25 protein-coding genes and 1 tRNA gene are annotated in these 24,409 nt (G+C 67.5%); 13 read left to right on the top strand and 13 right to left on the bottom strand.

Annotated elements, in window-relative coordinates:
• Window positions 1-103 precede the first annotated feature (103 nt).
• From ACZ5KP_RS12065 to ACZ5KP_RS12045, 5 genes are all read left to right on the top strand, one after another.
• On the top strand, window positions 104-1,333 hold the full coding sequence (locus ACZ5KP_RS12065) for an HD domain-containing protein (protein ID WP_460917899.1): 1,230 nt from the start codon (window positions 104-106) through the stop codon (window positions 1,331-1,333).
• Between the two features lie 99 nt (window positions 1,334-1,432).
• The gene (locus ACZ5KP_RS12060; protein WP_460917898.1) at window positions 1,433-2,290 is read left to right on the top strand and encodes an aldo/keto reductase; all 858 of its coding nucleotides are present in this window, start codon (window positions 1,433-1,435) and stop codon (window positions 2,288-2,290) included.
• A gap of 225 nt (window positions 2,291-2,515) precedes the next feature.
• Window positions 2,516-2,683, top strand: coding sequence for a hypothetical protein (locus ACZ5KP_RS12055; protein WP_460917897.1), 168 nt, complete (start codon window positions 2,516-2,518; stop codon window positions 2,681-2,683).
• A gap of 324 nt (window positions 2,684-3,007) precedes the next feature.
• On the top strand, window positions 3,008-4,027 hold the full coding sequence (locus tag ACZ5KP_RS12050) for an amidohydrolase family protein (protein WP_460921046.1): 1,020 nt from the start codon (window positions 3,008-3,010) through the stop codon (window positions 4,025-4,027).
• A 242-nt stretch (window positions 4,028-4,269) separates the two neighbouring features.
• Window positions 4,270-5,025 carry a potassium channel family protein gene (locus ACZ5KP_RS12045; protein ID WP_460917895.1) on the top strand — a complete coding sequence of 252 codons (756 nt, stop codon included), beginning with the start codon at window positions 4,270-4,272 and terminating at the stop codon, window positions 5,023-5,025.
• Between the two features lie 36 nt (window positions 5,026-5,061).
• Here ACZ5KP_RS12045 and ACZ5KP_RS12040 read toward each other — a convergent pair whose 3' ends face one another.
• From ACZ5KP_RS12040 to ACZ5KP_RS12020, 5 genes are all read right to left on the bottom strand, one after another.
• Window positions 5,062-5,466, bottom strand: a complete 405-nt coding sequence (locus ACZ5KP_RS12040; protein WP_460917894.1) for a hypothetical protein — start codon at window positions 5,464-5,466, stop codon at window positions 5,062-5,064.
• 347 nt (window positions 5,467-5,813) lie between these two features.
• Window positions 5,814-5,917 (bottom strand) — tRNA-Gln (locus ACZ5KP_RS12035).
• 34 nt (window positions 5,918-5,951) lie between these two features.
• Complete coding sequence (locus ACZ5KP_RS12030) at window positions 5,952-6,200, bottom strand: HNH endonuclease (RefSeq protein WP_460917893.1); 249 nt, start codon at window positions 6,198-6,200, stop codon at window positions 5,952-5,954.
• A gap of 32 nt (window positions 6,201-6,232) precedes the next feature.
• Window positions 6,233-6,661, bottom strand: coding sequence for a metal-dependent transcriptional regulator (locus ACZ5KP_RS12025; RefSeq protein ID WP_460917892.1), 429 nt, complete (start codon window positions 6,659-6,661; stop codon window positions 6,233-6,235).
• Window positions 6,658-7,152, bottom strand: a complete 495-nt coding sequence (locus ACZ5KP_RS12020; protein WP_460917891.1) for a ferritin-like domain-containing protein — start codon at window positions 7,150-7,152, stop codon at window positions 6,658-6,660. Before ACZ5KP_RS12020 ends, ACZ5KP_RS12025 begins: the two co-directional genes overlap by 4 nt.
• A gap of 104 nt (window positions 7,153-7,256) precedes the next feature.
• Here ACZ5KP_RS12020 and ACZ5KP_RS12015 point away from each other — a divergent pair, with 104 nt between their 5' ends.
• The 5 genes from ACZ5KP_RS12015 to ACZ5KP_RS11995 all read left to right on the top strand — a co-directional run bounded on the left by ACZ5KP_RS12015 (window position 7,257) and on the right by ACZ5KP_RS11995 (window position 12,999).
• Entirely contained in the window at window positions 7,257-7,523 is a 267-nt protein-coding gene (locus tag ACZ5KP_RS12015; RefSeq protein WP_460917889.1) for a hypothetical protein, read from the top strand.
• Between the two features lie 618 nt (window positions 7,524-8,141).
• Window positions 8,142-9,374, top strand: a complete 1,233-nt coding sequence (locus tag ACZ5KP_RS12010; RefSeq protein ID WP_460917888.1) for an MBL fold metallo-hydrolase — start codon at window positions 8,142-8,144, stop codon at window positions 9,372-9,374.
• Window positions 9,375-9,710: 336 nt separating this feature from the next.
• On the top strand, window positions 9,711-11,063 hold the full coding sequence (gene glmM, locus ACZ5KP_RS12005) for a phosphoglucosamine mutase (protein ID WP_460917887.1): 1,353 nt from the start codon (window positions 9,711-9,713) through the stop codon (window positions 11,061-11,063).
• Between the two features lie 126 nt (window positions 11,064-11,189).
• Complete coding sequence (locus tag ACZ5KP_RS12000; protein WP_460921044.1) at window positions 11,190-12,497, top strand: sugar phosphate nucleotidyltransferase; 1,308 nt, start codon at window positions 11,190-11,192, stop codon at window positions 12,495-12,497.
• Between the two features lie 262 nt (window positions 12,498-12,759).
• Complete coding sequence (locus ACZ5KP_RS11995; protein WP_460917886.1) at window positions 12,760-12,999, top strand: HalOD1 output domain-containing protein; 240 nt, start codon at window positions 12,760-12,762, stop codon at window positions 12,997-12,999.
• 117 nt (window positions 13,000-13,116) lie between these two features.
• On the opposite strand, the gene ACZ5KP_RS11990 is transcribed toward ACZ5KP_RS11995, so the two are convergent.
• On the bottom strand, window positions 13,117-13,284 hold the full coding sequence (locus ACZ5KP_RS11990) for a hypothetical protein (protein ID WP_460917885.1): 168 nt from the start codon (window positions 13,282-13,284) through the stop codon (window positions 13,117-13,119).
• A 63-nt stretch (window positions 13,285-13,347) separates the two neighbouring features.
• Complete coding sequence (locus tag ACZ5KP_RS11985) at window positions 13,348-13,686, bottom strand: DUF7344 domain-containing protein (RefSeq protein ID WP_460917883.1); 339 nt, start codon at window positions 13,684-13,686, stop codon at window positions 13,348-13,350.
• A gap of 487 nt (window positions 13,687-14,173) precedes the next feature.
• On the opposite strand from ACZ5KP_RS11985, the gene ACZ5KP_RS11980 reads away from it, so the two are divergent.
• Both ACZ5KP_RS11980 and ACZ5KP_RS11975 read left to right on the top strand, forming a co-directional pair.
• On the top strand, window positions 14,174-14,383 hold the full coding sequence (locus ACZ5KP_RS11980) for a hypothetical protein (protein WP_464761839.1): 210 nt from the start codon (window positions 14,174-14,176) through the stop codon (window positions 14,381-14,383).
• Between the two features lie 161 nt (window positions 14,384-14,544).
• Window positions 14,545-16,365 (top strand): hypothetical protein, encoded by a 1,821-nt coding sequence (locus ACZ5KP_RS11975; protein WP_460917881.1) that lies wholly within the window; start codon window positions 14,545-14,547, stop codon window positions 16,363-16,365.
• Between the two features lie 344 nt (window positions 16,366-16,709).
• Here ACZ5KP_RS11975 and ACZ5KP_RS11970 read toward each other — a convergent pair whose 3' ends face one another.
• Entirely contained in the window at window positions 16,710-16,901 is a 192-nt protein-coding gene (locus ACZ5KP_RS11970) for a DUF7563 family protein (protein ID WP_460917879.1), read from the bottom strand.
• A 312-nt stretch (window positions 16,902-17,213) separates the two neighbouring features.
• Between ACZ5KP_RS11970 and ACZ5KP_RS11965 the strand changes: the two genes are divergently transcribed.
• Entirely contained in the window at window positions 17,214-17,570 is a 357-nt protein-coding gene (locus ACZ5KP_RS11965; RefSeq protein ID WP_460917878.1) for a DUF5658 family protein, read from the top strand.
• Window positions 17,571-17,626: 56 nt separating this feature from the next.
• Here ACZ5KP_RS11965 and glmS read toward each other — a convergent pair whose 3' ends face one another.
• The 5 genes from glmS to ACZ5KP_RS11940 all read right to left on the bottom strand — a co-directional run bounded on the left by glmS (window position 17,627) and on the right by ACZ5KP_RS11940 (window position 24,323).
• On the bottom strand, window positions 17,627-19,444 hold the full coding sequence (glmS, locus tag ACZ5KP_RS11960) for a glutamine--fructose-6-phosphate transaminase (isomerizing) (RefSeq protein ID WP_460917877.1): 1,818 nt from the start codon (window positions 19,442-19,444) through the stop codon (window positions 17,627-17,629).
• Window positions 19,445-19,860: 416 nt separating this feature from the next.
• Window positions 19,861-20,451 carry a DUF7344 domain-containing protein gene (locus ACZ5KP_RS11955; protein ID WP_460917876.1) on the bottom strand — a complete coding sequence of 197 codons (591 nt, stop codon included), beginning with the start codon at window positions 20,449-20,451 and terminating at the stop codon, window positions 19,861-19,863.
• 738 nt (window positions 20,452-21,189) lie between these two features.
• Window positions 21,190-22,284, bottom strand: a complete 1,095-nt coding sequence (locus ACZ5KP_RS11950) for an NAD-dependent epimerase/dehydratase family protein (RefSeq protein ID WP_460917874.1) — start codon at window positions 22,282-22,284, stop codon at window positions 21,190-21,192.
• Between the two features lie 43 nt (window positions 22,285-22,327).
• A complete protein-coding gene (locus ACZ5KP_RS11945; protein ID WP_460917872.1) occupies window positions 22,328-23,296 on the bottom strand; it encodes a polysaccharide deacetylase family protein in 969 nt (322 codons plus the stop codon).
• Entirely contained in the window at window positions 23,289-24,323 is a 1,035-nt protein-coding gene (locus tag ACZ5KP_RS11940; protein ID WP_460917871.1) for a methionyl-tRNA formyltransferase, read from the bottom strand. Before ACZ5KP_RS11940 ends, ACZ5KP_RS11945 begins: the two co-directional genes overlap by 8 nt.
• Between the last annotated feature and the right edge of the window lie 86 nt (window positions 24,324-24,409).

Here is a 24,409-nt window from a genome sequence, read left to right as displayed (position 1 = left end):
CGCGGGGACGTTTCTCGGTGGGGACAGCCCGATCCCAATCGCAGCGCTGCGCTCCGACGGCCATCGCGCACCCTTTTGACCGATGCCGACGAAGCCACTGCCAGTGAAGACGATCAAGGACAGCGTCCACGATCACATCGACGTCCAGGGGCTCGCCCGGGCCCTGCTGGACACGCCCGCCCTTCAGCGACTCCGCCGGATCTCACAGCTCGGGACGGTCTCGCTGGTCTACCCCTCGGCGAACCACACCCGCTTCGAGCACAGCCTCGGCGTCTACCACCTTGCCGACCGCGCGCTCGCACATCTCCCCGCGCGCCAGCAACGCGCCAAGCGCGTCCGGGCGGCCGCACTCCTCCACGACGTCGGGCACGCGCCCTTCTCCCACAACGTGGAGGAGCTCCTCGCGCGGCGGACCGGAACCTACCACGACGAGGTGCACGACCGGCTCGATTCCGGCGAGGTCGGCGAGGTGCTCCGGGAGTTCGACGTCGATCCCGACGACGTCGCCGACCTCGTCGCTGGCGAGGGTCGGTACGGTCAGCTGGTCTCCGGCGAGCTCGACGTCGACCGGATGGACTACCTCGTTCGCGACGCCCACCACACGGGCATTCCATACGGCACGATCGACCACAGCCGACTCGTCCGCGAGCTGACCTTCCGGGACGGCCAGCTCGTCCTCGATGAGGGGAACGTCCAGACCGCCGAGAGCCTGCTCATCGCTCGCGCGCTGATGAACCCGACCGTCTACCGCCACCACGTCGCCCGGATCAGCAAGTCGATGCTCCGGCGCGCGACGGAGGCGCTGATCGACGAGGGAGCGCCCGACGCCGAGGCCGTCCAGCGGATGGACGACCCGGAGCTGCTCGTAGCGCTCCGGAACTGCGAGCCCGCCGCCGTCTACGCCCGCCGACTCGACGATCGGGACCTGTTCAAGCGCGCGGTCTGGGCAGAGTTCGAGGACGTTCCCGAGTCTATCGTCGACGCGGACCACGAGACCGTTCGCGAGCTCGAACTGCAGATCGCCCGCCGCGCCGAGGTGCCCGACGAGGCGGTGATCCTCGACGTTCCGGGGCGGCCCTCGATGCCCGAGAGCAGCTCCAAAGTCGTCGTCAACGGCGAGGCCCGGCCACTCGCCGAGCAGTCGCCGCTCGTGGAGGCGCTCCGGGCTGCCCAGCACTCACAGTGGCGCCTCGGCGTCTACGCGCCGCCGGAGCGAACCGAGGCCGTCGGCCCTGCGGCCGTCGACGTACTGGGAATCGACGTGGAGGACGTGCTCGTCACGGAGGTCCGTGGCTACCCCGCGACGCTCTCGGAGTTCACCGGCGAGGAGTAGCGATCGGAGCGGGACCAGCGCCTGGACAGCCGGTCGGTCCCGGGACGACGGGGTTCGCCGACGCAAAGGCCCTTGCCGCCGGCGGTCGCAGATCGAGCCATGTCTGCAAACGAGAGCGACACGTTCGACCTCGGCGGCGAGATCACGGTGCACCGGCTCGGCTTCGGCGCGATGCGCCTCACGGGCGAGGAGATCATCGGCCCGCCCGAGGACGAGGCGAACGCGCGGCGCGTCGTCCAGCGCGCGCTGGAACTCGGCGTCGACCTCATCGACACCGCCGACTCCTACGGCCCCGGCGTCAGCGAGCGGATCATCCGCGAGGCCCTCGAGGAGTCCGACGAGTTCGACCACGACGACGTCACGATCGCGACGAAGGCCGGGCTGCTCAGAGAGGCCGACGGCGAGTGGCTCAAACACGGCGCGCCGGAGTACGTCCGGAACCAGGTGCTCGTGAGCCGGGACCGCCTCGGCGTCGACACGATCGACTGCTACCAGTACCACCGGCCCGATCCCGACGTGGACTTCGAGGAGGCCGTCCAGACGTTCGCGGAGCTCAAAGACGACGGGTTCGTCGAGCACGTCGGGCTGAGCAACGTCTCGGTGGAGCAACTGGAACGAGCGCAGGACGTCGTCGACATCGTGACCGTGCAGAACCAGTACAACGTCGGGAATCGCGACGACGAGGCGGTGCTCGAAGCCTGCGAGGAAAGCGGCATCGGCTTCATCCCGTGGTTCCCACTCGGCGGTGGCGACCTGGGGGAGAAGCAAAGTGTGGTGGAGGAGGTCGCAGCCGCTCACGACGCGACACCCCAGCAGATCGCGCTCGCGTGGCTCCTCGAGCACTCCGACGTGATCCTGCCGATTCCGGGCACGTCGAGTATCGAGCACCTAGAACAGAACGTCGCCGCGACGCAGATCGAGTTGACCGACGACGAGTACGCTCGGCTGAGCGAGTAGGGCCGATCAGGTTCCGAGAGTTCTCCACAGCAGCGGCCTACGGAAGCCCCCTCCCGCTTCGGTCGGCTCCCTCCGAAGTCCTACCCCGCTGATAGTCGAGTTGGCTGAAACCGTGGGCATGCGGTGGCGCGCGTTTCGCGGCTGTGAGCCGAGCGTAGCGAGGCGAACGCCGTCGGAGCTTGCTCCGACGGAAGCGTCAGCAGCCGCGTAGCGTGCGAGGTCCTCGTGAGCGAAGCGAACGAGGGCTCGGAAGACGAGCGTAGCGACGTCTTCCGGTGGACGACCGAGCGTACGCGAGGGAGGAGGCTGGGGAGGATTGAGGTGCGGTGGGTGGGGGTGAGCGAAATCTTCGATTTCGCGATCTACGGAAGATCTCCGATCTTCCGGTACTGAGCGAGACCTTCGGTCTCGCGAGGTACGAAGGATCTGCGATCCTTCGATACATCGAAAGGGGCAGGGCGATCGATCCATCCCCGACGAAGCAAGCACCGCAGGGAGCGAGCGGAGCGACACGACTGAGAAGCGTCGTTCGAAAGGCGCGGTGCGCCTTTCGTGATCACGAGAGAGCTCTGCTCTCTCGGACGACAGCGAGTCGCGGATGGTTGAGCGTCCTGGGGCTTTCGGAGGCAATAGCTCATGGACCCCAACCATAGGATCCTCCAGATCGGTTCACCCGCGAGCGTCGGGTACAAGCCACCCGCCACCGAACCCCCACACATGCAGCTGTCGGGGACGATCCTCCGGGGTCGCGAGTTCGAGCCGGTCGAGGGAACGCTCCACGTCGAAGACGGTGAGGTCGCCGAAATCGAGGAACACGCAACCGAGTCGGACGACATCGTCTGTCCGGCGTTCGTCAACGCGCACACGCATCTCGGGGACTCGATCGCGAAAGAGGCGGGCGAGGGGCTGAGTCTCGAGGAGCTCGTCGCGCCGCCGGATGGCCTGAAACACCGCCTCCTCCGGCAGGCCGATCCCGAGGAGCTGATCGGGGCGATGGAACGGTCGCTCCGGTACATGCAGGAAGGTGGCACGGGCGCCTGCATCGAGTTCCGGGAGGGCGGCGTCGAGGGCGTCGAACAACTTCGGGCCGCAGCCGCGGCTGAGGGCATCGACCTCGATCCGGTGATCATGGGCCGCGAGGAAATCGAAGTGCTCGACGTTGCGGACGGCTACGGCGCGTCGGGGGCCAACGACGCGAACTTCGAGGCCGAGCGCACCGCCACGCGCGAGGCAGGCAAGCCCTTCGGCATCCACGCGGGCGAGGTCGACGAGAGCGACGTCGACCCCGCGATGGATCTCAATCCCGACTTTCTCGTCCACATGGTCCACGCCGAGGACCACCAGCTCGACCGGCTCGAGGACCGCGGCACGCCCGTCGTGGTCTGCCCGCGTTCGAACCTCGTCACCGACGTCGGCGTGCCGCCGATCGCCGAGCTCGCAGAGCGGACGACCGTCGCGCTCGGAACGGACAACGTCTTCCTCAACTCGCCGTCGATGTTCCGCGAGATGGCGATCACCGCGAAACTGACCGGGCTGCCGAGCGCCGAGGTCCTCGCGATGGCGACCTACCGCGGCGCCGAGATCGCGGGATTGGACTGGGGCGTCCTCGAATCGGGCAAGCCGGCCAAGCTGTTCACCCTCGACGGCAACACGCACAACCTCGCGGGCGCGAAGGATCCGGTCCGGACGGTCGTGCGCCGGGCGAGCCACGCGGACGTCGATCGCGTGGTGCTGTAAAACCGGAGACGTTCGTCCACCGATCGAGCCGATCGCTCGACGATCCGGGAACAAGGTTTTTATCAGTTCGACGTTCACGGCTAGGTGAGACCAATAAGACCACATCCAGAAACAAATATGAAGATATCGCCACCATCCGGTCGGGAATGTTTGCAGGAACGGGACGGATGCCAATCGAGAGTTGGCTGCCACCGTACGGGCCCGGAGGAGCATGCCCCAGGCCGGCAAGCGACGAGCACGCGATGACCGTTCCGGGGCGGCTGATCGAAGCTGTCGCCCGGCGGCCACTTCTGCGTCGGCTCGTTCGCCCGGTGCTCGCGTTCGGTGCCGTCGTCGCAGCGGGCGTACTCGGCTTCGTCGCGCTGACGGGGATCGGGCCCGTGAACGCTGCGTTCTGGCTGCTCGATCCCACGAGTATCGAGCTGTACTTCGAGCACCACGACGGGCCCGCACGCGTGGTCAAGGCCTACGCCATCGCCGTGCTCTCCGGGCTCGTCGTGACCGGCATCTGGACGGGCGAGACGCTCTTTTCCGCTGCCTTCGGCGGCCAGCTCACCGACGAACTCACCGCTATGACCATCGATCGACGCATCGACGAGCAGGAATCGCACGTGATCGTCTGTGGCTACGGGACCTTCGGACGGACCGTCGCCGAAGGACTCCGCGCCGACGATCGCGAACCAGTGATCGTAGAGCAGCAGCCCGAACTCTACGAACGAGCGGTCGACGACGGGTTCCTCGCCGTCGAGGGCGACGCCCGGACCGACGAGACGCTCCGCACTGCGGGTGTCGAACGCGCGGAAACTGTCGTCGGGGCCGTCGACGACACGAGTACGAACGTCCAGGTCGCCGTCGCGGCGACCGAACGCGCTCCCGACGTCCGGCTCGTCGTGCGCGCCGGCGACGAGATGGACGAAGCGCTGGCGCGGCGAGTAGGCGCCGACGACGTGATCGTCCCCGAGGTCGTCAGCGGCCAGCAGGTCTGCCAGGGGCTGTGAAACTGGGGAGCATCGTCACTTCCGGCGATCCGGCTACTATCCAGCGTGAGCGTCCGGTGGCGCTCCCGGCCGAGTGCCGACCCGTTCGAAGACGGCGTCGGCGACGCACGCCGGGCCGTCGATCGCCGACCAGTGCTCGTCGCCCCGCCTGATCGTCGCGTCCTCGAACGTGATCGCGACGGCGTAGGGCTGGCCGGAATCTGGTACCGCGAACGCGTAGGCGATCAGCCGGTCGGTGTCGTCCCGGACGAGCACCTCGATGGCGTCGTCCTCCGGAAGAGTGTCGAGGTCGACCGTGGAGATCGGCCGGACGTCGAACACGGTCGGCGTGCCGACGAGCGGCGTAGCCGGGGAATCGCAGTCCGGACAGCGGCCGTCGTCGACTGCCAGCGGAACGTACTCGGAACCGCAGTCGTAGCAGCGATCTGTGAGGGCGGTCATGGTGATCGGGGACAGTCAGTGGTTACCGGGACCCATTTTTCCACACCCCGTGAGCATTAAACTACCGGCGCCGGTGATCCGTGGGCCCGGTCGAAACTGAGGAGCTTGATGAGTGCTCAGCTACCTGCGAACCGACAGTAGCGGCGATAACGTTGCTAAGACGTGAACTCTATACAGGTCAGACACATCGCGACCCGGGGAAATTCGATATACCAAGATACGATTTAGTATATAAACACGCGACTAGATCGACGTTTCGATAGCAGCGGAGTACCGCTGCAGTACGAAGAATTGTCACTGGGAGCGGCGCAAGGAGGCGAGCTACGCACCGGTGAAGAAATCGAGAGTAGCCCTGGGCGGATTCGAACCGCCGTCAACGGCTTGCCTCCGCATCCGGCCGTGACCGAACACGTCCAAAGGCCGCTATGATTGGCCGCTACACCACAGGGCTTCGAAGTCAGCTTTTGCGCCCGTATACAAGTGCATTACCCATCTTCCGGGGACGGCAGCGAGATGGAACCGGCTTCGACTTTCCGGTGACACGGTCGGCAGAGCGAAACGACGTTGTCGAGTCGGTGTGCTTTCCCGGGATCGTCGAACGAACGGACGGGGCGGATGTGGTGTACGTCGGGATTTCGCCCCGTTTGGGACTTCTCGATTCCACAGACCTGACAGCGATACTCGTCCCTGACGCGCGCGGCGCGCCGGACAGCCGACCATCCGTGCGCGTACACGGGATCTGAAGCCGTTTGCAGATGGGACTGGCTCAGTCCGCCCGTTGCTCGACTTCCAGGAACTCACAGCAGTCCGTCTCGGCGTCGAAACAGTCCGGACACTCCTCGCGGCGGTCGATGATCGTGTCCAGTCGCTCCGCGACGGTGTCGTCGATGACGCTCTCCAGCGCCCGGGCCTCCCCGCGGAAGTCCTCGACCTCGAGGACGTTGTAGAGGAATCGCTCGATGATGCAGTACGTCTGGAGGGTATCCTCCGCCCGGACGATCCCCTCGTCGGTGAGCGTCGCGCCAGCGTACTTCTCGTGTTCGACCAGTCCACGGGACTCGAGCTTGCCGACCATCTCGTTGACGCTCGCCGGCGAGACGTCGAGCATGTCGGCGAGCGTGCCCGTCGCGGCGGGGCCGTCCTCCAGTCGTTGGGCGAGGTAGATCGCCTTGACGTACTGATCGGCTGAATTCATTCGCGTGCCTCCATGATATCGGTGACCTCCTGGACGCCCTCTTCCTCTTCGGCGCGGATCTCCCGGAGCGTCGTGAGCACGTGCTCCCGATCCACGCTGAACTCCGTGTCGCTGTCCTCGATCGCGGTGATCAGGTCGTCGTAGAACTTGTAGGCGGTCTCCTCGCTAAACAGCTGATCGTAGAGCACGCCGTCGGTGTTCCCCGGCGCGGAGTAGTGCTCCTCGACGAGGGCCTCGATCTCCTCGAAGCCGGTCGCCTCGGCGTCCAGCTCGTCGGCCAGGTCCGCGACGCGATCGCGGTGCTCGGCGGACTCCTCGGCGGCCTCCGCGAGCAGCGCCTCGACCTCGTCGTCGAGAGCGGCCCGCTCTTCGGGGTCGAGCTCCGCGAGGTGGCGCTCCGCGCGGGCCTCGACGACCTCCTCCAGCACGACCCCGATCTGCAGGAGTCGCGCGAGCTGGTGGTCGGTCGAGACGCGCTGCCCCAGACTCATACACTCCGGTCAGCAGGCCGCGCACTTACCGCTTCCCCTCTTCAGCGAGCGTGAACGGGCTGGCACAGCGGAGACTTTTGGGAGATCGGCGAGAATCTGCACCCATGGAGCGGCCCGATCTCGCCGACGCGCTCGAGGAGGCCTTCGACGCCGATTCCGACGCTGCCAGGGTCGTCGCGAGAGCCGCCGGCGATCTCGAGGACGCCGGGACCTACCGGGAAGACGTCGGCGTCGAACTTGACGTTGAACTGATCGTCACCGAGCTGGCGGACGCCCCCGAGGGGATGGAGCTCCTCGAACGCTGGAACTGGTGGATCGGCTCGCTGGATCTCGCCTTCGACGGCTACGATCGATTTCTGGTCCGCGACTAGGGGAGAGATTTGCTGGAGACGGTACTCCGACCTCGAGCGACAGCACCACAACCACCTACGGAAGCCCCCTCCCGCTCGACGGTCCGCGACTCGCTGCGCGCTTCGGCTCGCTTCGCTCGCCTCAGTGCTTACTTCGTCGGGAACGGATCGAGCGGTCGGCCCCTTCCGGAGCCCCTCCCTGTGGAGTTTCAAACGGGCATAGCACCGGTGGAACACCCACAGAGCGTCGAACAGAGGGTCAGAAGTGCGATACAGGTCTGAAACTCCCACCGAATACAGAGCCCAAAACCACCACCGGGCGGGACTTCGGAAGGGGCCGACCGGTCGCGGATTGTAACGACGTAAGCACCGCAGGGAGGGAGCGAACGCGACCGACTGAGGAGCGTCGTTCGAAAGGCGCTCCGTGCCTTTCGTGATCACGAGAGAGCGAAGCTCTCTCGGACGACAGCGAGTTAGAATTCGCGAGCGGGAGGGGGCTGTCGCGGGCCACGCCCGCGACGTCGGGAGACCTCCGGTCTCCCGGAATCCGTGTACGGCTGCTGCATCGAAACCCGTGTCCCCAGCAGCACGCGAACGAACCGACGAGGGAATAGGGCCGCCACGAGAAACTACTCCCAGATGAAACTGGAGTTCCTGGGCGGCGCCCAGGAGGTCGGGCGGAGCGCGATCCTCGTCAACGATCGCCTCTTGCTGGACTACGGCATGGCCTCGGGCACGCCCCCGGGGTTCCCGGTCGGCGACGTGGAGCCGGACGCGGTCGTCGTCAGCCACGGCCATCTCGACCACGTCGGAACCGTTCCCACCCTCTGCTCGGGCGACCGACGGCCGCCGATCCACTGGACGCCGCCGACCCGGGACCTCTGTCTCACGCTCGCGCGAGATACTCTCAAGCTCCGCGGCGGGACCTACGACTGCCCGTTCACCGAGACGGAGATCCAGCGCGTGACGCAGGTCTCCGAACCCCACGGCTACCGGGAGTCCTTCGAGGCCGCCGGCCACGAGATCACGTTCTACGACGCCGGCCACATTCCCGGGAGCGCCCACGTGCTGATCGACGACGGCGACACCCGGCTCTTCTACAGTGCTGACTTCCACACCGAGGACCAGCGCCTGCTCCCGGCCTCCACCGCACGGCCCGAGGCCGACGCCGTCCTCCTCGAGAGCACCTACGCAGACGTCGAGCGCCCGCCGCGACCCGAGATCGAGCAGTCGTTCGTCGACGCCGTCGAGACGACGCTCTGGGAGGGCGGCACCGTCGTCGTCCCCGCGTTCGCGATCGGCCGAACGCAAGAGATCCTCATGGTCTGTGCCGCCCACGACCTCCCCACGTACGTCGATGGCATGGGCCAGGACGTCACCCGGACGGTGCAGCAGTACCCCGAGTTCCTGCGAGACGCCGACGCACTGCGGGACGCAGCCGGCCACGCACGGTTCGTGCGCGGGAAGGAAGGCCAGCGGGAACGCATCGCCGAGGAGTCCGCCGTCATCGTCACCACCAGCGGGATGCTCAACGGTGGACCGGCGATGACCTACGTTCCGGAGATCGCCGGCAATCCGACGAACCTGATCGCGATGACGGGCTACCAGGTCGAGGGGACGCCCGGGCGGGAGCTACTCGACACCGGCAGCGCGCCGATCGACGGCGACGTCCTCCGGGTCGCCGCAGGCGTCGAGCGCTTCGACTTCTCCGCGCACGCGGATCGGCCGGGACTCGGAGAATTCCTCGAACCCTACGACGACGCGACGGTCCTCGTCAACCACGGGGACCGGTGTGCGGAGTTCGCTGCCGAACTGCGCGACGAGGACTACAGCGCGAGCGCACCGGAGATCGGCGACGTCGTCGAGCTCTGAACGCTGCGGCGCATCCATCGCCCGGCCACCGATCGAAGGTCTCGGCTATCGGGTCAAGTGCGTCGGTAGCACCGCTCTAACAAGGGGCCGTGATTGGGAGATTCTGGCCATCGATGGCACCCAGACACCGTCACGACCGCAACCCTGCTGATCGCGGCCGCGTCCCACCGAAGTACGACACCGCCTCGGCGGAGCACGGTCGTTCATCAGCGGAGCACGGCAGCGGGCCAGCGGAACACGACAGCACCTCAGCAGATCACGACGCTCCCACCGGCCGCGACGCCTCCGAAGACCGCCACGTCTCCGAGGACATTCACGCCTCCGACGATCACGACGATGTTCGGCACTAGCGGGATCCGCGGCCCGTTCGGCGAGACCGTGACGACCGACGTCGCGCTCTCGGTCGGTCGCGCGCTCGCGACTCACGGGGCGGAACGTATCGTGATCGGACGCGATCCCCGGTTGACTGGTCCGCTGCTCGCAGATGCCCTCTCCGCCGGCGCACGGGAGCGCGGGGCAGACGTGCTCCGGATCGGCGTCGCCGCGACGCCGACGGTCGCCCGGAGCGTCGGCTGGTACGACGCCGACGCGGGGGTCGCGGTCACGGCCTCGCACAACCCACCGGCGGACAACGGCCTGAAGTGCTGGACCGACGAGGGCGCGGCCTTCGGCGAAGAGCGTCGCGAACGGATCACCGAGATCGTCCGCGAAGGAGCGGGGGAGCCGGCCGCGTGGCACGAGGTCGGGACGGAGACGGTCGTCGGCGACGATGCGGTCCGCGACCGATCCGACGCGACCGACCGGCACCGGCAGGCACTCGCCGACGCAGTGTCGCTCGAGGAGCCCCTCTCGGTGGTCGTCGACGTCGGCAACGGCGCGGGCGGCGTCACCGCCGACGCGCTACGAGATCTCGACTGCGACGTAACCACGCTCGGCGGCGAGACCGACGGCCGGTTCCCGAGCCGCCCCAGCGAGCCGACCGCTGGGACCTGCGATGCCCTGGCTGCGCACGTCGAGGCCACCGACGCCGACCTCGGCGTCGCCCACGACGGCGACGCGGATCGAGCGATGGCCGTCGACGACCGGGGTCGATTCTGCTCGGGCGACGAGCTGCTCGCACTGTTCGCCGGCGACGCCGTCGCCGACGGCGCAGAAGTCGTCGCGCCCGTCGGGGCGAGTCTCGTCGTCGACGACGTCGTCGAGCAGGCCGGCGGCCGCGTCGAGCGCTGTCGCGTCGGCGACGTCTTCGTGGCCGAGCGCGCACGCGAGCCCGGCGTCACGTTCGGCGGCGAGCCGAGCGGTGCCTGGATCTGGCCCCAGGAGACGCTCGCACCCGACGGCCCGCTGGCGGCCTGCAAGCTCGCGGCGCTCGTCGCGCGCGCGGGGCCGCTCTCACGGCAGATCGCCGCGTTGCCGAGCTACCCCGTCGAGCGCGGTCAACTGTCCGTCGACGGCGAGCAGAAGTACGAGATCGTCGAGGCCGTGGCCGGGCTGGCCAGCGGCCGATACGCGGAGATCGACGAGCGCGACGGCGTCAGAGTCGAGACGGAGTCCGGCTGGTTCCTCGTTCGCGCGAGCGGCACGCAGCCCCTCGTCCGGGTGACGGCACAGGGCCGAACGGAGGACCGGACGGTGGAGCTGACGGAGACTGCGCGGTCGTTGATCGACGACGCGCTCCAGACTGCCTGATCCCGTGGACTGGGCCGCCACTTGTAGTTGGATCCGAAGCCGGCCCAGACTCCACCATCGTTACCAACCTGCTACCGGATCGAACGGTCTCGGGTGATTATGAGCGGTCCGACCGCTGCCTGCGGCATGGACGCGATCGTCATCGCCGCCGGCGAGGGAACGCGAATGCGACCGCTGACCGACCGACGACCGAAGCCGCTGCTCCCGGTCGGGGCGGAGACGCTGATCCAGCGGATCATGGACCAGTGTCTCGGCCCCGTCGATCGGTTCGTGCTCGTCGTCGGCTATCGAGCCGAGGCGATCCGGGAGCAAGTAGGCGAGGACCATCGCGGCGTCCCCGTCGAGTACGTCGAGCAATCCGAGCCACGGGGGACCGCCCACGCGATCGGGCGGGCGAGAGAGCTCGTCGACCGGCGCTTTCTCGCGTTGAACGGCGACGTGCTCGTCGACGACGGCATCGTCGAGAACCTCGCCGACGCCGGCGGCACGGCGATGGCGGTCCGGTCCGTCCCGGACCCGCGCAACTACGGCGTCGTCGAGACCGAATGGGACGCGACCAGCCCGCGAGTCACGGGGCTGGTCGAGAAACCCCGGGAGCCGGCCTCGGACCTGATCAACGCTGGGCTCTACGCGTTCGAACCGTCGATCTTCGACGCGATCGACCGGATCGGCGCGAGCCCGCGCGGCGAGTACGAACTCACGGACGCGATCGTGCGCGAGATCGAGAACGGCACGACGGTCCGGGCCGTCGAGCACGAGGGCACCTGGCTCGACGTCGGCCGGCCGTGGGAGCTGCTCGCTGCGACCGAACACGTCCTCGGCCAGCTAGGCCGAGGGGAGCTCGCCGACGGCGGAGACGAAGACCAGACCGCCACGGGGGACGCCGAAGGCCGCACAGATGGGGACGGGGGCACCGAACCGGAGACAGGCGCCCGACGACGCATCGAGGGAGCGGTCGAGACCGACGTCCACTTCGACGGCCCGGTCGTCGTCGAGGCGGGCGCCCGCGTCCGGTCTGGGAGCTACGTCGAGGGGCCGGTCGTGATCCGAGAGGGCGCGGACGTCGGGCCGAACGCGTACGTCCGCGGCGCGACGGTCCTTGGCCCTGACGCCCGCGTGGGCAACGCCGTCGAGGTGAAGAACTCGCTCTTGCTGTCCGGAGCGACCGTCGGGCACCTCTCCTACGTCGGCGATTCGATCCTCGGGCGCGACGTCAACTTCGGCGCCGGAACGACCGTCGCGAACCTCAGACACGACGACGAGACCGTGCGAACGTCGGTCAACGGCGATCACGTCGACACCGGCCGGCGGAAGTTCGGCGTCGTCGTCGGCGACGGAGCGAAGACCGGCATCGACACCAGCCTCGACGCTGGCGTGCAGCTCTCGACGGACGCGCGAACGGGGCCGGGGGAAACGGTCCTCCGGGATCGGTGAGCGAGATTTGGCGTCGCGGTGCTGTGTCACTTGATTGGCGATTCAGCGAGTCCTCGGACGGGGCGTCCACCAGCGAGTCGCGGCGGATCGGCGGCGCCGGGGAGGCGACCTCGACCACCCCGCTCCCGGTTCGTTCGGGGACGGGCAAGCCCTCGATCGCCGACAGCGTGGATCGCCAGCTCGCACGGTATAAACCCGGCAGACCGATGGATTCCGTGGCTGTCTAAAGGATGCGGCCCGAGAACACAGATGGGATATACGGATGGGTGATGCTTCGCGGACGCCGCTCTCGGTTCGCGTCGTCCGCTCTCTCGCAGACGCACGCGACGTCGATCCGATGGAACTCGAGTTCAGACTCGGTGACGCGATCGATACCGACGCACTCGACGCCATGGGCGACCACGACGGCGCCGACTGGGAGCTCGAGTTCGAGGTCGACGGGCACGAGGTAACCGTCGCACCGGGGGAGCGCGTGCGGGTCGACGGAGCACCGTATCGATAGGCCGTTCACGACGTGTGTCGGAGTTCCGACCGATGCCGTCGAGAGCCATGCGAGCGGACGGGACCGTTTCCCGTGGCCGCCGTCTCCAGTTCTACTGTCCGCTGTCAGGACAGACTCTCACTCGCCAACGTCCTGCATCGCCGGCCGTTCGACCGTACACCGCGGCGCAGCCTCGAGTGCAGCGCGGCAGCCGTCACACAGGGCGACGGAGACCCGTTTGTCCTCGCGCGGAAACACGACCGTGACCGGCGCAACGGCTCCACCGTTGCAGTTCGAACAGGTCATTTGGGGAACCTGGGCGGCCAGCAGTGAATAGTATTGATCGGCTACCGAGCGGCCTGCGGGGTCTCAGTGGAGCTGGTTCGTTCGCGATCGCTGGTCGATGCGCTCGAGGAGTGACTCGGCGAACTCGTCGGGAACGTACGCGACGCGCTCGCGGTCGGCATCGTAGTCACAGAGTCCGACGTCGTCGAGCGTGGGGAGGTGGACGTGGCGGAGCTGGATCGCGATCTCCGATCGCGTTCGGACCGGGGGCGGTGAGCGGTCGATTCCGTCGAGCACCGTCTCTTCGAGAACGCTGACGGGACACTCCTCGGCGGGTCGCGTCGCGAGTTCCCTGAGCACGATCCGGCGATGCGAGTTCGCGAGCGCCTGGAGGAGCTCGTCGACTGAGACGGTTGCGTCCATCGTACGATCACCTCACAGCCGGTAGTCGATTCGGTTGGGATGGCACTGGCTGATCGACCTGTTGTCGTAGCAACGTGGTCGGCCCCCTAATGATTTGTGTCGGTTGATAGCACACAACGCGGGCCTTCCACGGAGCGCCGCCCCTCGTGGCCCTGTGCACGACCCGATCCCCTGCGCGCCAGCGGCCAGGGACCGCGTCCTACTCGAATTAAGCCGATCCGGCGCTTGTGTTAACGGGGAATGGTAGCTATCCGTAGGAAGCTGGCACGGACGTGGAACGCCAACAGCTCCACGTCGCCAGCGTTCGGCCGAAACGTGCCACTACGTTTACGTAGGTAACTCCTGCCTACCGGGATATGCATCGACGGCTCTGTGGCAGTGCAGTCCGGAAGGCTCCGCGTAGCTGTGCTTGTGGCTCGGGTATCAGGACGTTACCAGCAGTAGGGTGGGCGAGAACCCCCTCCGCGCGAAGAGGTGTATCGTCGTGGTGACCGAGTCCGAATGGGAGGCGGTGGCCGACGATCCGCACCCTCAGCGTGACCTCGGGTACCGCGGCGAAACCTGGGAGGTCATCTCGGTCGAGCAGCGCGGCAGCGAACACTGCCTGTTTCTCCCGCCAGAAGAGGAGTGCATCTGGCGCGAAGAGTTCGTCATCGCCGAGGCGGAGCTCGTCTGTGACCTGACCGACGCCCGTTGAGTGACCCGAGCCGACGACAGTGAGCGGGTCGGGCCGAATGCTCGAATCAGTGGACTGCGGAGGGTACGACGGTCCTACTCCCCGTACCAGCGGCATTACAAAGGTCGCTACCTCGGCAGTGACAGCCAGCTCGCGCGGCACGACGCCGCGCAGAGGATACAATGCACGTGGAACATGCTGGACGGAACAGCGGGGGAGCGACGCGACGGGGAACCACGCAGAAGCTCGCGCTCGCTGTCGGGTTTCTGGCGCTCGCAATCGGAATCGCGATGGCGTATCGCTCGCCCGCGACCGGCTACGAACAGTCGATCTACCGGGCCACGCCGATCGCCTACTGGATGGCGATCGGTCTCGCAACGCTGATCGGCGGCTGGGTCGCGGTGACGGCCTCGCGCCGGCGGCGGGACGCCGCGCACCTGCTCGTCGCGGTCGCGGTCGTCTCGGTGCTCGCGCTACCCGCGATCAGGGGCTACTACTTCTACGGCGCGGGCGACTCGCTGACCCACCTGGGCTGGGCGAAGGAGATGGATCGCGGGACGTGGGGGCCACTCCAGAGTCTCTATCCCGGGATTCACCTCGGCGGCATCGTCTTCGGTCACGTCGCCGGTATCGAACTCCGGCGAGCGCTGCTCCTCTTGCCGCTCACCGTCTTCCCGCTGGCGTTCGTGACGTTCGTGAGCCTCAACGTCTCGGTCGTCTCGGATCGGCCGTGGGCGGCGACGATCGGCCTCCTCTCGGGGCTGTTGTTCGTGCCGATCAACGGGCTCACGATCCACCCGATGGCGCACCCATCGAGCATGGCGATCATGCTGGTCCCGTTCGTGATCTACCTGATGATCCGGTATCTCACGGCGGAGGTGAGCGCGCGCTCGCTGTTTTCGGCCAGCAGCGTCGCGTTCGGGATCGCGGCGATCGCGCTCGTCTTCTATCACCCCCAGGAGACGATGGATCTCGTCGCGATGTTGCTCGCGATCGCGGTGGTGCAGTACTGCTACCGGCGGTGGTACCCCGATCACCCGATCGCGAGCCACCACTCGATCCGGGTCCACACCGTCGTCGTTGGGCTGGCCTTCCTGGTGTGGACGTTCAGACATCCACGGGCACGCGGCCGGACGGAGTACGTGATCACCGGACTGCTCGGCGAGGGACCACAGACCGTCCAGCAGGCGGGGACGTGGTCGAGCTCGCTGCAAGCCGTCGGCGGGAGCGTCGAAGTCCTCTTCCTCAAGCTGTTCGCCGTCACCGTCGTCTTCGGCGTCCTCGCGGCGCTGCTGGCCCTGCGGACGTTCCGGAGCGACGCGCGGCCGACCACGCGCGACGCGCTCGTGACCTACCTCGTGGCCGGGTTAATTCCGCCGGGACTGCTGATGGCGTTCGTGTTCGTCGCCGACCAGGGCGACCACTACTTCCGCTTCCTCGGCTTCCTCGCGGTCCCGATCACGATCCTCGGCGCCGTCGCGATCGCGGAGTCCGTCGAATCGCTGGGCGTCAGGAGCTCCGGACGGACGGTCGCCGTCGCCATCTGCACGCTGTTCGCAGTGATGCTCGTCGTCCAGGCTGCCGGCTTCCACCAGAGCCCCTACATGTACAAGTCGAACCAGCAGGTCACCGAGGGCTCGGTCGAGGGGTACGAGACGACGTTCGAGTACCGCCAGGGCGACACCGTCGTCCTGGGGATCCGCGGCGGACCGAGACGCTACGTCGACGCGATCTACGGCACGGAAACCGCCGACACCACGCCCGCGCTCGACGCGACCGATGGGGTGAGCGGTCCGGTGTTCAACACGAACCTGACCACGGCCTACGAGGAGGATCGCTACCTCACGATCGACGACGGCGACTACCAGCGGGAGGTCGAACTCTACGAGGGGCTCCGGTACAAACAGGAAGGGTTCGACCGGCTCGAGCGCGATCCCGCGATCTCGCGCGTGATCTCCAACGGCGATCTGGAAGTCTACCGGGTGGCCGGCACCGAATCGTAGCGATCGAGAGAGAGAGAGTGAGTGAGTGAAGGAGTGAGATCGGACGTCGACCGATCGCGTACGACGGCACTGCTGTGATCGCTCGAGCAGTGGAACGGCTTTCCAGTCCACGGCTGCGTGTCGATCGGATGGAACCTTCCTGCCGGGGCGTGGCGATCGGAGTTCGCTTTCCGTGAGCAGCCGGACCGTCGGGAAAAGCAGAGAATCTGCGCTGTTCGTGAATCGTCCAGTCTACAGCCCCGCCGACAGCGTAGCACACGCTGGAATGCGTGGGGAACCTGCAGACGCCTCGGCAGGCCCATACGGCGTCCGCCCCGGAACCGAACTCGTCCGAGCCTGTCCCGTTACTCGACGGTCGGCGCGCTCGCTTCCTTGCCCAGTGCAGCCTGCCCCTCGCAGAGCTCCGAGAGGGTCATACACTCCACGCAGCCGTGGACCGTCTCGTCGTTCCCGCCGAAGACCCTGCGGAATCGGGTGCTGACGGAGGTTCCACATCGCTGGCATCGTCCGTCCGACGCGTCGCCTGACTGGGACATGGCAGTTCGGTGGGGAGCCCCGTTGTTCGTTATACAGTGCTTCCCGACTGGAACGGGCTGCTACGGCCGAATTACCGACGTTTCGGCGGTCGGCTACCGACGTACGTGGTGGTGATTACCCCGTACGTTGGCGCGGGATACCGGGCCGTCGTCGACGGGTACCCGAGTGGCGGCGGCAGGTAGCTGGAGAGTTCAGGCGACAACGGGCGGCCGACTGGCGGCATCCCAGGCTGGGGAATGCAGTCGTGGCGCGCGTCGGCGACAGCGAGTCGGTAACGAAGGCGCCCTGTCGCGAGCGTTCCATCGATCCCCGTGTCTGGACTGTTCGATCGCCACGCTCCCTACGTCGCGCCGCTGGTCCTCGGCCGATTGGCCGACACAGCCACCACGCTCTACGGGCTGACGATCGCTGGAATCTACGAGCGCAACCCCCTCGTCGCCGGACTGATCGACGCCCTCGGACCCGGCGTGGGCATGCTGCTCGCGAACCTCGTCTCGGTCGCCGTGATCGTCGCCGCCGTCGAGACGGGACTCGCGATCGCCGACCCGGTTCGCGACACGGTCGACTGGCGAGTGGAGAAACACCTCTTCGACATCGGCTATCTTCCGGCGGTCGCCGTCTCCTTCTTCGCCGCCATCCACAATCTCGGCGTGATCGCACTGGCCTGAAGCGGTGCCGGCCCGCGGAGCCAGTACACGATCAAAAAACGGCCCGTCCCCCGGCCTCACTCGACGGTGACGCTCTTGGCGAGGTTCCGGGGTTTGTCGATGGGGCGGTCGAGCAGATCCGCGACGTGGTAGGAGAGCAACTGGAGCTGGACGTTCGCCAGCAGGCCAGCGAGCTCCGGCTCGGTGTCGGGGATGGGGAGGAGGTCGTCAGCCGTCTCGACGACGCTGTGTGCGTCCTCGCTGGCGATCGCGATCACCGGCGCACCCCGGGCCTGCACCTCGCGGACGTTCGCGAGCGTCTTCTCGTCGTGCCGGCCCGTGAACACGGCCACGATCGCCGTCTCCTCCGTAACGAGGGCGAGTGGCCCGTGTTTGAGCTGCGCGGCTGCGAACCCCTCGGCGTGCTCGTAGGTGATCTCCTTGAACTTGAGCGCCCCCTCGAGGGCGACGGGATGGGCGACGTCCCGACCGATGAAGAAGTGGGAGTCGCGGCCGTCCGCGCGACGAGCGATAGTCCGGGCGTCCGTCCCGTCGACGACCGTGCGGAGCTGCGCCGGCAGGGATTCGAGCGCCTCCAGGACCGCCGTCGAGTCCTCACTCCCGGCGTCGTCGACGTCGGCCGCGACGCGCTCGGCGAGCAGGAGGATCGTCGCGATCTGCGAGCTGAACGTCTTCGTCGCTGCGACGCCGATCTCCGGGCCGGCGCGGATGTAGAGAGCGTCGTCGGCCTCCCGTGAGATCGTCGAGCCGACGACGTTCGTTACTGCGAGGGTTCGAATATCCGCGTCGGCGATTCGCCGGAGCGACTGGAGCGTGTCGGCGGTCTCGCCGCTCTGGCTGACGCCGACGACGAGCGTGCCCGACTCCAGCGTCGCGCCGGTTTCCGTGTACTCGCCCGCGCGGTGCGCGGTCGCGGGGATCCCACGGTGGGAGAAGAGACGCTGTGCGTACGCTGCTGCGTGATAGGACGTTCCGCAGGCGACGAGCTGCACGCGCTCGACGGTCTCGAAGGTGCCCGGCGGGAAGTCCTCGAGCTCGACGGTCCCGTTCTCGGCGTCGATGCGGCCCTCGAGCGTGCGTTCGAGGGCGCCGGGCTGCTCGTCGATCTCCTTGAGCATGTAGTGGTCGTAGCCGCGCTTCTCGGCGTCCTCGGCGTTCCAGTCCACGGTCTCGGGCGGTCGAACGACCATCGCGCCGTCGGCGTCCGTGATCGTGTGCGTCGACGCCGTGACGGTGGCGACGTCGCCGTCCTCGAGGTAGACCACGCGGTCGGTGTACTCGAGGAACGCCGGCACGTCGCTCGCGAGGAAGTAGCCGTCGTCGGCGATGCCGAGCACGAGCGGCGAGCCCGAGCGCGTCGCGTAGACGGCGTCGCGACCGTCGACCATCGCGACGATAGCGTAGCTGCCATCGAGCCGGTCGATCGCGGCACGGAACGCGGCTTCGGGGTCGTCGCCGGCCGCGAGCCGAGCCTCGATCAGGTGCGGGACGACTTCGGAGTCCGTCTCGCTCGTGAACTCGTGACCGGCGGATTCGAGCTCCGCGCGGAGCTCGTCGTGGTTCTCGATGATGCCGTTGTGGACGACCGCCACGTCGCCGGCACAGCACGTGTGGGGATGCGCGTTCTCGTCGGTCGGTGCGCCGTGGGTCGACCAGCGCGTGTGGCCGATGCCGATCTCGCCGCTGGGGCGGCGTCGACGGACGGCCGCGTCGAGGTCGGACGTTTCGCCCTGGCGTTTGTAGACGTCGAGTCCGTGGCCGTTCTGCAGTGCGATGCCCGCGGAGTCGTACCCGCGGTACTCGAGATTACCGAGGCCGTTCAGGAGGTCGTCGACCACGTCGTCGCGGCCGGTTCGTGCGGTGATGCCACACACGGTCAGGGCACCTCCAGCGCGGCGATCGTCGGGGGGATCGTTGCTGAGATCATCGTGTAGAGGTCCGCAGGCCGGTGCTCTCGGCCCGATCGGAACGCGCGAACCGTATCGCTGCCCCCGAATTGTTATAGAGACGTTTGCGAGATCCGCCGATAACGGGGTGCTGGATAGCCGTCTGCTACGATATCGGAGCGACTCACCGCGGTACTCGGAAGCAGGCAGCTACTTCCGGCAGCCACCGGGTTCCACGAACCCGCGCTGGACGCCCACGGACTCCCGATTCCCGATCGGCGTGTCGCTCGAGGCGTGGCTGCACGAACGCCGCGATGACGCGGCTATCTGGATCGAGCGTCGGATGCGAACGGAAGGAGCGGGGACGGGACGACGACCGAAAGTCGGCGTCCGTCGACCGGGTGTCAGGGTCGTTTCGTGAAGAGGTGCACCGCGGAGAGGACGACTGCGCCCGCGACGAGCAGGCCGACCACGAACAGCTGCGCGGCGGCAGGAGCGCCCCACGCCAGCGCGAGACCGGTTAGCACGCCACCGACGCCGTAGAGCGCGTAGTACGTGGACCAGTCCTCGGGCTCGGAGTCGTCCTCCGCGGATTCGAGCTGGTCGTACACCTGGCCCGCGTGGGGACCGAGTTCGACGGTACCCCGGTCGCCGTCGAAGTCGACGACGCCGGCGTCGTCCATGCGCGGGAGGTGACACTGGTAGAGGCCGACGTAGACGCGCTTGCGTTCCTGGGCGTCGAGCTGGGAGCGAGGTTTGTCGTTCTCGATGGCGGCGATCCGCTCGGCGAGATCGCCGAGCGTCGTACCGTCGACGTCCTCCTCGTGGAGCAGGTGGAGTACCCGACGCCGCCGCGTGTTCTTCAGGATGTCGTACACGACGTCCAGCGAGAGATCTGCTGGCTCGACTGTCGTCGTGGATTCCTGTGCTGGCTCCGACGTGGTCAGCTGTTGATCGGGCTCGATCGGCTCCGACTCGGACGCGGTCGAACTCATGGATGGGTCACTGCTGTATGATACCGATGATCGGGGGTCGTTTCCACTGCAGTTCGTCCCGGTTGGAGGCGTCGATGCTCGTTCAGATCGACCTCGGCGGCGTCGCGAGACCGTGTAGGATCCCGGATCTGAAATCGCCGTTTGCGCTCGCCGATCGCCGAACCACCCGTCCAGTTCGGCGACCGGTTTCGTCGTTGTAACATTGCACATACCACCCGTGGCAGTAGCGTCAATACTACCAACCTGTATTAATGGCCCGTACTGTTCATTGAGAGGGCCCGCTGTAAATAGGTCCTACTCGGCGACCGGGCGAGATGGTGAATGGAAACTGCCGGCAGTCCCAGCGGATACACGAGTCCTACCGAGACCGCCACGATCGGGAGAAAGCCACCCCAGTGTAGGAGTAGTGAACCACTAGGCAGTCACGAGCGCCGATCGGCGCGAGCCCGCGATCGATCTCCAGTTGAAACTATACTGTTCGAAGGGGTGTGGGGCCGTAGTCTCCCGATACCGTTGGCAATAGCACCAGGAACTGGATAGCGTCGACAGGACCCACCTGCCGAGGTCCGGCGGCTCGTCTCGATCGCCCGCCCGCGGACGCTGGGCCTGGGGTATCCGAGGGCATACTCGCTATCGGGTGGCCGTCGGCCGAGCGTTACCGACTGTCGTTGCACACCTGCCGGAGTGGGAAAATACTGCTGACAACAGCGAGACCGTGTCCAGCTGTTCACTGCCAGCTCATCCCGCGTTCGAGGACGCCCGGCGGCGCGCCTCGAGGACGGACTCCAGGCCCTCGGCGAGGTCGACCTGTGGCTCGAACTCGAGCAGATCGCGAGCCCGTTCGATGGAGGCCAGACTGTGCTCGACGTCGCCGGATCGCGGTGGTGCGTGCTCGACCTCGACGGTCTCCGCCGACCGTTCGCGGAGCAGTTCGGTGAGCTCGACGATCGAAATCCGATCGCCCGTTCCGACGTTAAAGGCGAGGCCGGTGTGTGGCGTCGTCGCGGCAGCGAGCGTCGCCCGGACGACGTCGTCGACGTGGACGAAGTCGCGGGTCTGCTCGCCGTCGCCGTGCACGCGGAGCGTCTCGCCGTCGACCACCCGGTCCGCGAAGGCCTTCACGACCCCCGCGTTGGCATCGGGACCGTAGACGTTGAAGAATCGCAGGACCGTAACGGGAAGGTCGAACCGGGCAGCGTAGACGCGGGCGTAGTTGTCCGCGGCGAGCTTGTCCACGCCGTAGGGTGACTGTGGGCGCTTGGGGTCGTTCTCGGCGACCGGCACCGACGCCGGATCGCCGTAGATGGCGGCGCTGGAGGCCAGCACTACCCGGGCGTCCTCGCGGCGGGCGAGTTCGAGGACGTCGAGCGTCGCCGCGACGTTGGTCTCGTGGCTCGTTGGGGGATCCGCCACCGACGCCTCGACGCTGACCTGGGCTGCGAGGTGAACGATCACGTCGGCGCCCGTCACCGCCTCCGAGAGGAGCGGCCGGTTGCGGACGTCGCCCTCGATCGTCGTCACCTCGTCGGGGAGCGCCGACCGGCTTCCCGTGTCGAAGGTGTCGAGGACGCGAACGTCGTTGCACGCCACGAGCGCGTCCACGAGGTGGCTGCCGATGAACCCGCCACCGCCCGTGACGAGGACCGTCCCGAGCCTGGGCACCTCGATCGTCCCACCGGCGGACCGCTCGCCGGCGCCCGGTTCGGTCGACGCCGTTTGGGGCGGCGCCGACCGCTGGCCGGTGAGATCGGTCGACGTCTCGCCGTCCTCGTCCGTCGATCCTGCATCACGTCCCGCTACGTCGGCGTCCGCGAAGGTCCGATCGTCGGTCATCTGGCCTGACTCGGCCGTGGAACGGACATTGTAATAGAGCGGTTTACCCGCCGAAGGGGCCGACGTACCGCTCGATCCGCTCGTGGCACTGTTCACGGTGGTCGTCCAGGATCGCGGCCATCGGCCGGTCACTCGACCCCCAGAGCCCGGGATGAACGAGCAGCTGCATCGCGTCGGGGACGCCCGCGGCGAAGGGACGCTCGGTTCGCCACTTGCCCGCGGAGTCGGAGACGTACTCGACCTCGGTGAAGTAAGCGGGTTCGTAGGTGTTCTCGAAGGCGTCGAAGGTCGCTCCCAGCGCCCACTCCGGCGGCTGGTGGATGGAAGTCGCGGCGACCTCGGCCACGCTCGTGTCCATCGAAGCGGCGTCGATCGCCTGGAGTTCGGCAGCGGCATCGCCCGCCGCATCGTCGACGACTCCGGACGCCGTCTCGCTGGCGACGAACCCGATCGCCTGTTCGAGCGCCGCGCGATCTTCGAGCACGCAGGCTTCGAGATCGTCGACGACGGGCTCGGCCTCCCAGTAGTAGTGTGGATCGAAGTGGAGCCCGACGTCGTGGCCCGCTTCGAGGATCGTACCGAGGTGCCGACGGCTGTCCGGAGCGAGCAGGTCGTAGAGCGGGTTCGTCACGAGGAGGCAGTACGTCGACGCGATCCCCAGGTCGGACTCGACCCGGGCCATCGCCGCGGCGCGCTCCAGCGAGATGTCGACGTCGTGTCTGAGCGCGATCTGGCCGTCGTCGATCGCGCCCTCGAAGCCGACGAACTCGTAGCCTCGTGCGAGGAGCCCCTCGAGCAGCCCGGCGTAGACGTCGAGCTCGTAGGCGATTCCCGCCGATGGGTCGGCCGATGCCGCGCCCTGCCAGAGATCCGGCGACGTCTGGCGCGGATCGAAGCGCCCGACGCCGCCGTCGGTCCGGTGATCACCGTCGCTGCAGGAATCCCCGACGCTACGTTCGTCTCCAGTGCTGCGCGAGTCACCGGCACCGGCCCCCGTCTCGTCCTCACGCATCGGGCGCCCCCGATCCCGTGAGATGCTCGCGGTGCTCGTAGCGATCGACGCGATCGTGCTCGCCGCGGGACTCGAACCGACGGCCGGGAGCGGGCTCCCAGCTGCCCTCGGCCTCCCAGTCCGTGACGAGGAGCGTACCATCCGGCGTCGCGACGACAAAGTCACCCAGTTCGAAGGACTCGACGATCACGCCCGGCTCGACGTCGAGCGCGAACTCGTCGGAGAAGGGCGTCGCCTCCCAGATCTCGACCGGGGTGCCGTCGTGGAAGGTGAACGCACCCGGGTAGGGATCCGTGACCGCCCGGACCTGGTTGTAGATATCGCGGGTGGTGTTCCCCCAGTGGATCTCGCCGTCCTCGGGGTTGCGCTTGGGGTAGTACGTCACCTCGCCGCGCTGCTCGCCGTACTCGACCTCGCCGCGAAGCACCGGCCCGAGACTCTCGAAGAGCATCTCCTCGATCGCCATCGTCACCTTGTGGTAGAGCGTCTCGATCGTGTCGTAGGTCGTCAGATCGAACTTACGGGTCGTGACGACCTCCCCGGAGTCCGCCCCGGGATCGAGCTGGATCACCGAGAGCAGGAATCGGTCGAGGTCCTCGACGAGCGACCAGTTCAGCGGGGATCGACCGCGCCCGCGCGGGAGCCCGAAGGCGCTGCCGTGGTTGCCGAGCGCGCCACGCTCGAACGTGTCGAGGATCTCGCCGGGCACGAGGCGCTGCCAGCCGTTGACGATCATGCAGTCGGCGTCGATCGTCTGGAAGTGATCGAGGTCGGCGGGATCCTCCATCGCGTACTCCTGCGGGTAGTAGATCGGGAGGTCGTGGGCCTCCGCGATCTCCGCGAACGAGCGGTACTTGCAAACCGAGCCGCGTTCGGCCATCTCGGGCGTGATCGAGACGATCTCGCTCACCGGCGCGTCGTGCTCGAGGAGGGACTCGAGCACCTCGTGACCGGGTCGGGTACAGCTCGCGTAGACGATCTCGGCGTCCTCCGGGACGTCGAGCGTGCGGTCGCCAGGAACGTACATCCTGCCGGGGACTGCCCCTGGATCGGGCTTTGTTACGACCCGGGTAGCCGGCCGTAGGGGGCTGCTACGCCGGGCAGCATGCTCCA

This window comes from Salinarchaeum chitinilyticum, assembly GCF_055390775.1.
This window is presented reverse-complemented; position numbering and strand designations above follow the sequence as displayed.